Origin of the sequence: Streptomyces sp. LBL (assembly GCF_029893585.1) — a bacterium.
GTDB lineage: Bacteria > Actinomycetota > Actinomycetes > Streptomycetales > Streptomycetaceae > Streptomyces.
In genome coordinates, this window is sequence record NZ_JARXYX010000020.1 from 158,736 (window position 1) to 171,278 (window position 12,543).

A 12,543-nucleotide genomic window follows, 5' to 3' on the forward strand; every position below is an offset into this window, starting at 1 on the left:
CCTTGGGTCCGTTTCCCCGACTCGCTCACCCGACGTCCTCCCTGACGCGCTCGGCCCCGCGCAGCCGCGCCGGTGCCGCCCGCCGGTTCTCGGCGATCTCTTCCTCGGTGGGAAGGTCGGCACCGCGTGTGAGCAGCTTGAGCCGGGGCTGGTAGCGCTCGGGGACCACCGGCAGGCCGGCCGGCGCGGTGGTGGCGGCGCCGGCCGCGAACACCTGTTTGACCAGCCGGTCCTCCAGCGAGTGGTACGACAGCACGGCGATCCGTCCGCCCACGTCGAGCGCCTTCACCGCGGCCGGGATCGCCCGCTCCAGGACGGACAGTTCACCGTTGACCTCGATGCGCAGGGCCTGGAAGGTGCGCTTGGCCGGGTTGCCGCCGGTGCGCTTGACGGCCTGCGGCAGCGAGTCCCGGATGAGTTCGACGAGCCGCGCGCTGCTGGTGAACGGTTCCTTCGCCCGCTCCCGCACGACCGCGGCCACGATCCGCTTGGCCTGCTTCTCCTCGCCGTACGCCCGCAGGATCCGCACCAGCTCACCCGGCGGGTAGGTGTTGAGGACCTCGGCGGCGCCGATCCCGGTCGTCTGGTCCATGCGCATGTCGAGCGGTGCGTCCTGGGAGTAGGCGAAGCCGCGGTCGGCCTCGTCGAGTTGCATGGAGGAGACGCCGAGGTCGAAGAGGACGCCCTGGACACGGGGGACACCGAGCCTTCGCAGGACGTCCGGGAGCTCGTCGTAGACCGCGTGCACCAGGGTGGCGCGCTCTCCGTAGGGCGCGAGGCGCTCGCCGGACAGGCGCAGGGCCTCCTTGTCACGGTCGAGGGCGACGAGCCGGGCCTCGGGGAACCGCGCCAGCAGGGCCTCGCTGTGACCGCCGAGACCGAGCGTGCAGTCGACGACCACCGCTCCGGGGGCCTGGAGAGCGGGGGCCAACAGGTCCAGACACCGCTGGAGCATCACCGGAACGTGTCGACTCTGCTGGCTCAAGGGGCCCTCTCAGGTCCGGCACGGGCGGTACGCACCGCCGGGTCCCCGCCCTCCCCCGGCAAGCTGGGGCCCCGGTGAAGGGGAGGCCTGCCGGCGCCCAGAGCGTCAGCCGGCCGGGAGCGGGAGGAGGCCGAGCCGTACGTACGCGCCGCGCACGTGGGGAGAGCTCCGGAAAATCGCCGGGGCCTCCGGGGGAAATCAGTCCGCAGGGAGGCCTCGCCTCCCGCTTCGCGTCACTTTAGTCCACGGTGTCTCGCGGTCAATCAACCGGCCTGCGCGTCGCGAGACCGGGTGCGATCGATACGACGAAACGGAAGGAATCACTCGCATGGCCGCGCTTACGCCACCTGTGTGGGTTAGCTCACAACAAGCCGCGGCGGCGTTCTTTGTCCTTCCTCACACCAGGCCCGAGGCGACCGTGACCAGTACCGTCATCAGTATGACGACTTCCGCATCGCTCCCCACCGGCCCTGAAGCCGCCATAACCACCGGCGGCACCGTCACCGACCGACTCGTCGCGGCGAACGAGCAGTACGCCGCCGCCTTCACCGACCCCGGCATGGACGCCCGTCCCGTGCTCCACGTCGCCGTCGTGGCCTGCATGGACGCCCGGCTGGACCTGCACGCCGCGCTCGGTCTGGAACTCGGCGACTGCCACACCGTCCGCAACGCCGGAGGGGTCGTCACCGACGACGTCATCCGCTCGCTCACCATCAGCCAGCACAAGCTCGGCACGCGCAGCGTCGTGCTGATCCACCACACCGGCTGCGGCCTGGAGGCGATCACCGAGGACTTCCGCACCGAGCTGGAGATGGAGGTGGGCCAGCGTCCCGCGTGGGCGGTGGAGGCCTTCCGGGACGTCGACCAGGACGTACGGCAGTCGATGCAGCGGGTGCGCACCTCGCCGTTCCTGCTGCACACCGACGACGTGCGCGGCTTCGTCTTCGACGTGAAGACCGGCCTGCTGCGCGAGATCGATCCCGCGTAGAACCCCCGATGGACCCCGCGTATCCCGCGTAGAACCCCCGATGGACCCGCGTAACTGTCTGCTACACCTGTCGTTTCGCTGTTGATTCCCGACCCTGGGTTACTCAAAAGACCGCAAGACCCGACATATCGAGGGCAGTTGTCCACAGGCGAGTGACACGAAACGGTAACGGCGGCAAGAATGCGCTTGTGGCGTCACGCGAACATTTTCCGCGTGGTGTCCGTATTCCGGGGTGGGCCGGTCGCGCAGCACGTGCGCCGGCCAGGAAAGAACGGGCCGAGGAGGGCCGGGTGACGACCTATGACGATCGAGCGAGCCTCACAGATCTGACCGCCACTGTGGAGCGTGTCCGCAGTTCGGTGGAGGGTGTGATCGAGGGCAAGCCCGAGGTCGTACGGCTTTCGCTGACCGTACTGCTCGCCGAGGGGCATCTTCTGATCGAGGATGTCCCCGGCGTCGGCAAGACCATGCTGGCCAAGGCACTGGCGCGGTCCATCGACTGCTCGGTGCGACGTATCCAGTTCACGCCCGACCTGCTGCCCTCGGACATCACGGGTGTGTCCATCTGGGACCAGCAGCGCCGGGACTTCGAGTTCAAGCCGGGCGCGATCTTCGCGCAGATCGTGATCGGCGACGAGATCAACCGCGCCTCGCCGAAGACGCAGTCGGCACTCCTGGAATCCATGGAGGAGCGCCAGGTCACCATCGACGGGCAGACCTACGAGCTGCCCAGCCCCTTCATGGTGGTGGCCACGCAGAACCCGGTCGAGATGGAGGGCACCTACCCGCTGCCGGAGGCCCAGCGCGACCGCTTCATGGCCCGGGTCTCCATCGGCTACCCGAGCGCTGAGGCCGAGCTGGAGATGCTCGACGTGCACGGCGGGGCCAATCCTCTGGACGATCTCCAGCCGGTGGCGCACGCCCACGATGTCGTGAAACTGATCGACGCCGTCCGCGGCGTCCATGTCGCCGCCCCGGTCCGGCGGTACGCGGTGGACCTGGTGTCCGCCACCCGCTCCCACCCCGACCTCAGACTCGGCGCCTCGCCGCGCGCGACGCTGCATCTGCTGCGCGCGTCGAAGGCCTCCGCGGCCCTCAGCGGCCGGGAGTACGCCCTGCCGGACGACGTGCAGGCGCTCGCCGTCGCGGTCCTGGCCCACCGGCTGCTGCCGACCGCCCAGGCCCAGCTGAACCGCCGTACAGCCGAGCAGGTGGTGCAGGAGATCCTGCAGGCCACCCCGGTGCCCGCCGCACCCCAGCAGGGCGGCGTCGGTCCGGGCCGGGGCGCGACGGCCTACGGCCGGCAGCCGCCGCGGAGGCTGTGATGGCCCCCGGCGGGACCGGGCAGGCGGAGGCCGACCGCGGCGAGAGGGGCGGGGTGCGCACGGCACTGGCCGGTCTGACCACCCGTGGCCGCTCCTTCTTCGCGGCCGGAATCGCCGCCGCCATCTGCTCCTACGTCCTCGGCCAGAGCGACCTGCTGCGGGTCGGCCTGCTGCTCGCCACACTGCCCCTGATCTGCGCCGCCGTGCTCTTCCGCACCCGTTACCGGGTGGCCGGCAGCCGCCGGCTCTCCCCTGCGCGCGTGCCGGCGGGCAGCGAGGCCCGCGTCCATCTGCGGATGGACAACGTCTCGCGGTTGCCCACGGGCCTGCTGATGCTCCAGGACCGGGTGCCCTACGTCCTCGGCCCGCGCCCTCGCTTCGTACTGGACCGGGTGGAGCCGGGCGGCCGCCGCGAGGTGTCCTACCGTGTCCGCTCCGACCTGCGCGGCCGCTACCCGCTGGGCCCGCTGCAGCTACGCCTGACCGACCAGTTCGGCATGTGCGAGCTGACCCGGTCCTTCTCGACGTCCGACACCCTGACGGTGATCCCGCGCGTGGAGGCGCTGCCGCCGCTGCGGTTCAGCGGCGAGGCGAAGGGGTACGGCGACGGACGGCAGCGCTCGCTGGCGCTGGCCGGCGAGGACGACGTGATCCCGCGCGGCTACCGCCACGGCGACGATCTGCGCCGGGTGCACTGGCGCTCCACCGCGCGCTACGGCGAACTGATGGTCCGCCGCGAGGAGACACCGCAGCGCGCCCGCTGCACGGTCCTGCTCGACACCCGAGGCCCCGCCTTCCGGGGCTCCGGCCCCGACTCGGCCTTCGAGTGGGCCGTGTCGGGCGCCGCGTCGGTCCTGGTGCACATGCTCGAACGGGGCTTCTCCGTACGACTGTTGACGGACAGCGGCAATTCGGTGCCCGGCGAGGGCGGCGACGGGTTCGCGGGCGCCAGCCAGGAGACGGCGGACGCGGCCGGGCTGATGATGGACACCCTCGCGGTGATCGACCACTCCGACAGCGCGGGTCTGTCCCGGGCCTACGACGTGCTGCGTGGCGGCAACGAAGGGCTGTTGGTGGCCTTCTTCGGCGACCTCGACGAGGAGCAGGCCGCGATCGCCGGCCGGATGCGGCAGCGCAGTGGCGGAGCGGTCGCCTTCGTTCTGGACAGCGACAGCTGGGTGCGGGAGCCGAGCGATGTGCCCGGCCCGTCGGACCGGAGCGAGGAACGGATGCGGATGCTGCGCGAGGCGGGCTGGACGGCTCTGAGCGTGCGCCGGAGCGCCTCGCTGGAGGACCTGTGGCGCCAGGCGGAGCGTGAGCGTACGGGCGTCGGCGCGCTCGGTTTCGGGGAGGGATGGTCATGAGCGGGGGGGTACGACTGACACTGTGCGCCTGGGCGGCCACGCTGATGTCCGCGTGCGCCCTGCTGCCGCTGGTCCGGCCGGCCACCTGGATCCTGCAGGCGGCCTTCCTGCTGGCGGTGCAGTCGGGCGTGGGTGCGGCGACCCGGCGGGTGCCGCTGGCACGGCCGCTGACCATGGCCGCGCAGGCCCTGGTCACGCTGCTCCTGCTGACCGTGACCTTCGCGCGGGAGCAGGCCTTCTTCGAACTGATCCCCGGCCCTGACGCCTTCGGGCACTTCGCCGACCTGCTGCAACAGGGCTCGGACGACATCGCGCGGTACGCGATCCCGGCACCGCTGGAGTCCGACGGCATCCGGTTGATGCTCGTCGGGGGTGTGCTGATCATCGGCCTCGCGGTGGACACCCTGGCGGTGACCTTCCGCAGCGCGGCCCCGGCCGGTCTGCCGCTGCTCGCGCTGTACTCCGTCGCCGCGGGGTTGTCCGAGGGCGGCACCCCCTGGCTCTGGTTCCTGATCGCGGCCGCCGGCTATCTGCTGCTCCTCCTGGCCGAGGGGCGGGAGCGGCTGTCGCAGTGGGGCCGGGTCTTCGGAGGGGCCGCGCGCGTCCCGGGCGAGACGTCCGGAGCGGTGGCCCCGGTCCGCACCGGGCGGCGCATCGGTATGGCCGCCCTGGGCGTGGCCCTGCTGGTGCCGTGGGCGCTGCCCTCGATGAACGGCGGCCTGCTGGACGGCGCCGGGGCGGGCGTGGGCTCCGGCTCCGGGGGCGGCGGAACGATCTCCGCGGTCAACCCGCTGGTGTCCCTGCGCGACAGTCTGAACGTGGACGAGGACCGCACGGTGCTCTCCCTGCGGCCCGACACCGACGCGGACGTCTCCAACCTCTACCTGCGGATCGTGTCCCTGGACGACTTCGACGGCACCACCTGGAAGCCGTCCAAGCGGTCCATCACCACAGTCCCCGAGGGAGAGTTCCCGACCCCCATCGGCCTCGCATCCGACGTCAAGCGCTCGGAGACCCGGACGACCATCTCGGCGGCCGACTGGTACGCCCAGGACTGGCTGCCGATGCCGTATCCGCCCAGCGGCGTACGGATCAGCGGCAACTGGCGTTACGAGCCCGAGGGCATGACGCTCGTCGGGGACCACGGTCAGAACACCCGCGGTGCGACGTACGAGGTGAAGAGTCTGGACGTGCAGCCGACGGCCGATCAACTCGCCACGGCGCCGAACCCGCCGTCGGCCCTGGCCCGCGAGTACACCAGGCTGCCCGACTCGCTGCCGCCGGTGGTGGCGCAGACGGCCCGCGAGGTCACCGCGAACGCCCAGAACCCGTACGAGCAGGCGGTCGCGCTCCAGGACTACTTCGCCGTGACCGGCGGCTTCCAGTACGACACCGAGGTTCAGGTCGGCAGCGGCTCGGAGGCGATCGCCCGCTTTCTGAGGGACAAGCAGGGCTTCTGCGTCCACTTCTCCTTCGCGATGGCGGCGATGGCCCGTTCCCTGGACATTCCGGCCCGGGTCGCGGTGGGCTTCGCACCCGGTACTCCGCAGGCGGACGGGACGGTGTCCGTGGGGCTGAAGGACGCCCACGCCTGGCCCGAGCTGTACTTCGAGGGCGTGGGCTGGACCCGCTTCGAGCCGACCCCGAACCGGGGCACGGTGCCCTCGTACACCGTCCCGGACGCGTCCGGCAACACCCTCCCCGACCCGACGCAGCCGTCGCAGTCCGCGAGCACGGCGCCTTCCGCCGCGGCCTCGGCCAGCGAGTCCTGCACACCGCAGCAGCGCAAGCTGGACGGCTGCGCGAGCCAGCCCCCGCAAGCCGCGCTGAGCGCGAACGACGACGGCCCGTGGCGGTACGTGCGTCTGTCTCTGTGGGCCCTCGCAGGCCTGGCCGCCCTGGCGATACCGCTGGCGCCCATGCTGTGGCGGCTGCGGCGCAGAGTCGTACGGCTGGGCGGGCACGGCCGCGGCGAGGCGGACGCGGCACTGACCACCCTGGCGGCCTGGCAGGAGCTCACCGATTCGGCGTGGGACTTCGGGATCCTGCCGGACGACTCGCTGACCCCGCGCAAGGCGGCCGCCCGGATCATCCGGATCGGGCATCTCGACCCGACGGCGGCAGCCTCGGTGCAACGGGTGGCGGACGCCGTGGAGCAGGTCCTCTACGCGCCTCACCCCCGCCTGACGGCAGGGCTCGCGGACGATGTCTTCCGGGTCGTCGCCGCACTGGAAAGCACGGTCAGCAGGAGCAGCCGGCTGCGCGCGCTACTCGCCCCGCGGTCCACCGCGCGAGCGGTGTGGGATCTGTCGGAGTGGTGGACCGGCCTGACGGCCCGCGCAGCGGCGGCCCGGCCGAACCTGCGCAAGCCGTCGAGGCAGGGGCACTAGTGCCCCGGCTTCACCGGCCTTGAGGGCATACGTGAGGGGGTGACCACCCGGCGGGTGGTCACCCCCTCACCTGTCTGTGAGAGCTGTTGGCTAATGGCCCTGTTCGTCGCGACGCCGCTGCCAGCGCTGCTCGATCCGGTCCATCATGGAGCGCCGCTGCCGTCCCTGGCGGCGTGCCTGTGGGCCGCCGGCCGGCTGTTCACCCGGCTTGGGTGCTTTGCGCCAACCAGTCACCGCGAGCACCGCACAACCCAGCATGACCAGGAAGCCCAGCACGCTGAGCCACACCTGCTTGGCGACCACACCGGCCATGAGGAGCGCGATACCCACGAGGAAGCCCGCGACCGCCTGGTAGACCCGCCGCCGGGTGTACGTACGCAGCCCGCTTCCCTCGAGCGCCGACGCGAACTTGGGATCTTCGGCGTACAGCGCTCGCTCCATCTGCTCGAGCATTCGCTGCTCGTGCTCCGAGAGCGGCACGGAGTCCTCCTCATCGTGCAGTCGCCGGGGCGACTAGGGGGTCCCTTCAGGATAGGCAGGGAATCGCCCCCGTGAAACCCGCCCCTCTACGCCAATTGGCCAACCGGATCCCGCCATGAACATCCCGGCTCGCTGAGGATTCCATTCCCCGGCAGCCGACCCGTCATGCCGGGCGGTCTCCCTCGATCATACGGCGCGCTGCGCCGGATCGGGGGGCCTGTGGCGTACTACATGCGCACGCAAGTCCCTGATCAGCGGGCGCTCCCGTCGCCCTGCCCACGGAGGCTCTCAGGCCTCGCCCTGCCCGCGGGTCTCACCGAGCACATGGAGCTGTGTGGCCACGGAGTGGAAGGCGGGGAGTTCTGCCGCTGCCTCCTCCAGCTTCAGCAGGGCCTCCAGGGCACCGGGCTCGGTGTCGACGAGCACGCCGGGGACGAGGTCGGCGAAGACCCGCACCCCGTGCACCGCCGCGACCGTGAGGCCGGCGCCCTCTACCAGCGCGGTGAGCTGCTCGGTGGTGAAGCGGTGCGGCACCGGGTCGCCGTCGCCCCAGCGGCCGTTGGGGTCGTCGAGGGCCTGCCTGGCCTCCTTGAAGTGGCCGGCGAGGGCGCGGGCGAGCACGGCGCCGCCCAGTCCCGCGGCGAGCAGGCTGAGGACGCCCTCGGCGCGCAGGGCGGCCACCACGTTGCGGACGCCATCGGCGGGGTCGTCCACGTACTCCAGGACGCCGTGACACAGCACCGCGTCATAGCCGCCGCGCTCGACCACGTCGAAGAGGCCGTGGGCGTCGCCCTGGACGCCCTGGACGCGGTCGGCGACACCGGCCTCGGCGGCGCGGCGCTCCAGGGCGAACAGCGCGTTCGGGCTGGGGTCGACAACCGTGACGCGGTGGCCGAGGCGGGCTACGGGCACCGCGAAGTTGCCGCTGCCGCCTCCGGTGTCGAGGACGTCCAGCGACTCCCGTCCCGTGGCCTTGACCCGGCGGTCGAGGGCGTCCTGGAGGACCTCCCAGACCACGGCGGTACGCAGAGAGGCGCGGGGTCGAGAAGGGTCGGAGCGCAGCGACGCCGTTCGAGGGCTGTGGGGGGAGGCGGGCGGGCGCATCGGGTCCGACACGGCAGTTGACTCCTCGGCGCGGCACCGCCTCTTGCGCGGCGGAGCGAACGGGGCGCCTCCCCGCCCCGAGGCGCGGGATGGGGGAGGCTTCAGGCGCTTCCCACCCTATTGCCTCCCGCACCGCGGCCGGTCACTGCGGTGTCGGGCCCCTCGCACGTCTCACAACGCGGTCACCTGCGATGCCGGGCCCCACCACACGCCTCACACCGGTCCTCCGCCGCCTCTGGCCCATCGCGCGTCTCGTCTCACGGCGGTCCTCCGCGACGCCTGCTCCATCGCCCGTCTCGCCATGTGCCCCTCTGGTCGCTCATCCCGCGTCCGGGACGTCACGAATGGCGGGCTCCGGGCCCGTCGGCTGGTCCGTGTCCTGGCGTGGCTGGGGCAGGACCGGCTGGAGCACCAGCGTGCGCTCGACGAGGCGCAGGAACATCGCCACGTCACGTATCAGGTCGTCGGCGTCCCGGCGGCCGGCCGCGCCCTGGATGCCCGCCTCGGCCCGAGCGCGGCGCCGGGCGCCGGAGGCGAACAGCGCACTCCACTCGGCGAGCTCGGGCGCGATTTCGGGGAGCACTTCCCAGGCACTCCGGATCTTGGCCCTGCGTCGTTGTGTGGACTCCGGGCGCCCGCGGGCGGCGAGCACGGCGGCGGCGGTGCGCAGGGCGGCGAGGTGGGCCGTCGCGTAGCGCTCGTTCGGGGTTTCCAGGGCGGCGGCCTCGTCCAGTCCGGCACGGGCCTGGGCGAGCAGGTCAAGGGCGGCGGGCGGGGCCGTGGCCCGGCGCAGCACGGGGTGCACGTCGCTCGGCGGGCCGGTCAGTGAGGGGGCAGGGCCGGTGGCGCGGCGCCGACGGGCGGCTGCTGCGAGGTGGTTGGCCATGACGAACCTCCTGTCGTCGTGTGACGGCATCGCCCCGATACGGGGTGCCGTATGTGCCCATCGTGAGGTATGGCACTGACAATCCACCCTGACCTGGGCTTTTGCCTCAAACGAAAGTTCGGAGTAGTTTTTGTACTGACCAGTCAGTGCAAAAAATGAGGATCACGGCAGGAGGATCTGTGGGCGGCATCCGCATCACAGCCGAGGGTCTCGGCCTCAGGGGTCCTCGGGGGTGGGTCTTCCGGGACCTCGGCGTCGACGCGGAGCCCGGGTCGCTGATCGCGGTCACGGGCCCCTCCGGTTCGGGCCGCACGAGCCTGCTGCTCGCGCTCACCGGGCGGATGAAGGCCACCGAGGGCACGGCGGCCGTGGGGACCGCGCGGCTGCCGAAGCAACTGGGGGCGGTCCGCCGCGTCAGCGCGCTCGCGCACGTCCCCGGAGTGACCGACCTCGACCCGGCCCTGACCGTCGGCGAGCACCTGTACGAGCGTGCCCTGCTGCAGCGACGGTACGGCGGGTCCCTACGGGAGTTGCTGCGCCCACGCGCGGAACGGGCGCACGAGACGAAGCTGTTCGTCGACAGCGCCCTCACCACCGCCGGCCTGGCCCCTGAGGCCCTGCCCAAGGGCTCCCGGACCGCCGTACGCGATCTGGAGCGGGTCGAGGCGTTGCGGCTGTCGGTGGCCCTGGCGCTCGTCGGGCGGCCGGGGCTGCTCGGGGTCGACGACACCGACCTGAAGCTGTCCGGGGCCGAACGGGCCGAGGTCTGGGAGCTGTTGACATCGATCGCCGAGGCCGGGACGACCGTCCTGGCGGTGTGTGCCGAGGCCCCCGAAGGCGCCGTCACGGTGCCCACTCGCAAGCCGGACAAGACGGAACCGGACGAGACGGAGGAGGAAGCCGATGCGCTCGCCGCAACTGGCCGCGCTTGAGCTGCGCCGCTTCGGCAGGGGCAGGCTGCCGCGCGCCGCGCTGGTCGCGCTGCTGGTCCTGCCGTTGCTGTACGGCGCCCTGTACCTGTGGTCCTTCTGGGACCCGTACGGCCGCCTCGACCGCATCCCCGTCGCCCTGGTGGACGACGACAAGGGCGCGAGGGCCGACGGGAAGAATCTCACCGCCGGCGAGGACATCACCGAGGGCCTGCGCGACAGCGACACCTTCGAATGGCACGAGGTGAGCGCCGCCGAGGCACGCGCGGGCGTGGAGGACGGCAGGTACTACCTCTCGCTGACCATGCCGGCCGACTTCAGCAGACGCATCGCCTCCAGTTCGGGCGACTCCCCCGAGACGGGCGCGCTCCAGGTGCGCACGAACGACGCGAACAACTACATCGTCGGTCAGATCTCTCGGACGGTGTTCAGCGAGGTGCGGACGGCCGCGTCCACGAAGGCCTCGCGGTCCTTCCTGGACCGGATCTTCATCTCGTTCTCGGACATCCACGCCGAGACGGTGAAAGCCGCGAAAGGGGCGGATGACCTCGAAGGCGGCATCGGCAAGGCGGAGAAGGGCTCCCAGGACCTCGCCGACGGTCTCAAGGACGCCAAGAAGGGCAGCGGCAAGCTGTCAAAGGGGCTGACGAAGCTCGACACGGGCGCGGGTGACCTGGAGGACGGCTCACGGCGGGTCGCGGCGGGCACCCAGACCCTGGCCGACAAGGTCAACGGAGCCGCGGACAAGGCGGGTCCCTTCCTGGCGGACAACGAGAAGACCATCGGCGCCACCGCCCGACTGGTCGCCGACTCGTCCGGAGTGGTCCGGCACCACCTCGACACGCTGGTGAAGACGGCCCCGACGGCCGCCAAGGGGGCGCACGCGGCCTCCGACACGCTGAACGCCGTCCACAAGGCACGCTGCGAGGACCCGGTCCTCCCGGACGCCGCCTGCGCCGACCTGAAGAAGGCCAAGCAGGCCGCCGCCGACGTGGCGAAGGTCGCCGACGACCTCGACGCCCTGATCGCCGACCAGCACGGCGATCTGAGGAAGCTCGACGCCAACCTCGGCACCCTCCAGAAGCAGGCCCGGGCGCTCGCCGACCACACCCCGCACCTCGCCGCGGACCTCGACGATGCCGTATCGAAGATCAACGAGTTGAACGAGGGCGCCGGGAAGGTCGCCGCCGGCGCCACGGAGCTGCACAAGGGGCTCAGCACCGCTGACACCGGCGCGTCGGACCTGGACGCGGGCGTCGGGGACCTCAAGACGGGCGCCGAGGACCTGAGCGGCGGCATGTACAAGCTCGTCGACGGTTCCGGGAAGCTCTCCGACGGTCTTCACGACGGTGCGCAGCAGATCCCCGACTACGACAAGAAGGACCGCGACCGGCGCACCGGGGTGATGGCAGACCCGGTCCAGCTCGCCTCCAGGGACCTGCACAAGGCACCCAACTACGGCACCGGTTTCGCTCCGTACTTCATCCCGCTGTCCCTGTGGGTCGGGGCGATGGTGGCGTACATGCTGATCACGCCGATGAACCGGCGGGCGCTGGCGATGGGTGCGCCGGCCCGGCGGATCGCGCTGGCGGGCTGGCTGCCCGTGGTGGCGGTCGGGGTGCTGCAGACCGTGGCGCTGATGTCCGTGCTGCACTGGGCGGTCGGCCTGCAGATGGCGCGAGCGGCCGGCACGGTGGGCTTCCTGTTCCTGGTGACGGCGTGCTTCGCGGCGATCGTGCAGTGGCTGAACGCGCGCTTCGGAGCGGCGGGCCGGATCCTCGTCCTGGCGCTTCTGATGCTGCAGTTGACGTCCGCGGGCGGCACCTACCCCGTGCAGACCAGCCCCGGCTTCTTCAACGCCCTGCATCCCTTCCTGCCGATGAGCTACGTCGTCGAAGCCCTGCGCAGGCTGATCACCGGCGGCGGCCTGGGCCCGGTGTGGCAGGCCTGTGTCGTCCTGACGGCATTCACCGTCGGCGCCCTCGCGCTGACCGCCGTGGCGGCCCGGCGCCGCCAGGCGTGGACTCTCGACCGGCTGCACCCGGAGCTGACCCTTTGAACCGTTCGGTGCCCCCTCGCGGCACGGCTCCTG

The 12,543-nt window shown here is 71.8% G+C and carries 10 protein-coding genes; 6 read left to right on the forward strand and 4 right to left on the reverse strand.

Translation table 11 applies throughout. The features are described 5' to 3' along the window. Positions 1–25 precede the first annotated feature (25 nt). Positions 26–985: a 16S rRNA (cytosine(1402)-N(4))-methyltransferase RsmH gene (gene rsmH / locus M2271_RS24345; protein WP_280889437.1), complete on the reverse strand. Its 960-nt coding sequence runs from the start codon at positions 983–985 to the stop codon at positions 26–28. A gap of 439 nt (positions 986–1,424) precedes the next feature. Here rsmH and M2271_RS24350 point away from each other — a divergent pair, with 439 nt between their 5' ends. The 4 genes from M2271_RS24350 to M2271_RS24365 all read left to right on the forward strand — a co-directional run bounded on the left by M2271_RS24350 (position 1,425) and on the right by M2271_RS24365 (position 7,052). Continuing rightward, positions 1,425–1,973 (forward strand): carbonic anhydrase, encoded by a 549-nt coding sequence (locus M2271_RS24350; RefSeq protein WP_280889438.1) that lies wholly within the window; start codon positions 1,425–1,427, stop codon positions 1,971–1,973. Positions 1,974–2,263: 290 nt separating this feature from the next. Further along, positions 2,264–3,298 (forward strand): MoxR family ATPase, encoded by a 1,035-nt coding sequence (locus M2271_RS24355; RefSeq protein ID WP_280889439.1) that lies wholly within the window; start codon positions 2,264–2,266, stop codon positions 3,296–3,298. After that, positions 3,298–4,662, forward strand: a complete 1,365-nt coding sequence (locus M2271_RS24360) for a DUF58 domain-containing protein (RefSeq protein ID WP_280889440.1) — start codon at positions 3,298–3,300, stop codon at positions 4,660–4,662. The genes M2271_RS24355 and M2271_RS24360 overlap by 1 nt, the downstream gene beginning before the upstream one ends. Further along, positions 4,659–7,052: a DUF3488 and transglutaminase-like domain-containing protein gene (locus M2271_RS24365; protein WP_280889441.1), complete on the forward strand. Its 2,394-nt coding sequence runs from the start codon at positions 4,659–4,661 to the stop codon at positions 7,050–7,052. The genes M2271_RS24360 and M2271_RS24365 overlap by 4 nt, the downstream gene beginning before the upstream one ends. Before the next feature lie 90 nt (positions 7,053–7,142). On the opposite strand, the gene M2271_RS24370 is transcribed toward M2271_RS24365, so the two are convergent. The 3 genes from M2271_RS24370 to M2271_RS24380 form a co-directional block, all read right to left on the reverse strand. Then, complete coding sequence (locus M2271_RS24370; RefSeq protein WP_280889442.1) at positions 7,143–7,532, reverse strand: DUF3040 domain-containing protein; 390 nt, start codon at positions 7,530–7,532, stop codon at positions 7,143–7,145. Between the two features lie 288 nt (positions 7,533–7,820). After that, on the reverse strand, positions 7,821–8,636 hold the full coding sequence (locus tag M2271_RS24375; RefSeq protein ID WP_280889468.1) for a methyltransferase: 816 nt from the start codon (positions 8,634–8,636) through the stop codon (positions 7,821–7,823). A gap of 319 nt (positions 8,637–8,955) precedes the next feature. Continuing rightward, entirely contained in the window at positions 8,956–9,522 is a 567-nt protein-coding gene (locus M2271_RS24380) for an SAV_6107 family HEPN domain-containing protein (RefSeq protein WP_280889443.1), read from the reverse strand. Positions 9,523–9,701: 179 nt separating this feature from the next. Here M2271_RS24380 and M2271_RS24385 point away from each other — a divergent pair, with 179 nt between their 5' ends. Together M2271_RS24385 and M2271_RS24390 are read left to right on the forward strand one after the other, a co-directional pair. Continuing rightward, positions 9,702–10,454: an ATP-binding cassette domain-containing protein gene (locus tag M2271_RS24385; protein ID WP_280889444.1), complete on the forward strand. Its 753-nt coding sequence runs from the start codon at positions 9,702–9,704 to the stop codon at positions 10,452–10,454. Continuing rightward, positions 10,426–12,510 carry a YhgE/Pip domain-containing protein gene (locus M2271_RS24390; protein ID WP_280889445.1) on the forward strand — a complete coding sequence of 695 codons (2,085 nt, stop codon included), beginning with the start codon at positions 10,426–10,428 and terminating at the stop codon, positions 12,508–12,510. The genes M2271_RS24385 and M2271_RS24390 overlap by 29 nt, the downstream gene beginning before the upstream one ends. The last annotated feature ends 33 nt before the right edge of the window (positions 12,511–12,543 follow it).

Coding starts and splice junctions, on each gene's coding strand:
- M2271_RS24350 (WP_280889438.1), top strand. CDS start 1,425: ATGACGACTTCCGCATCGCTCCCCACCGGCCCTGAAGCCGCCATAACC.
- M2271_RS24360 (WP_280889440.1), top strand. CDS start 3,298: ATGGCCCCCGGCGGGACCGGGCAGGCGGAGGCCGACCGCGGCGAGAGG.
- M2271_RS24365 (WP_280889441.1), top strand. CDS start 4,659: ATGAGCGGGGGGGTACGACTGACACTGTGCGCCTGGGCGGCCACGCTG.
- M2271_RS24375 (WP_280889468.1), bottom strand. CDS start 8,636: ATGCGCCCGCCCGCCTCCCCCCACAGCCCTCGAACGGCGTCGCTGCGC.
- M2271_RS24380 (WP_280889443.1), bottom strand. CDS start 9,522: ATGGCCAACCACCTCGCAGCAGCCGCCCGTCGGCGCCGCGCCACCGGC.
- M2271_RS24390 (WP_280889445.1), top strand. CDS start 10,426: ATGCGCTCGCCGCAACTGGCCGCGCTTGAGCTGCGCCGCTTCGGCAGG.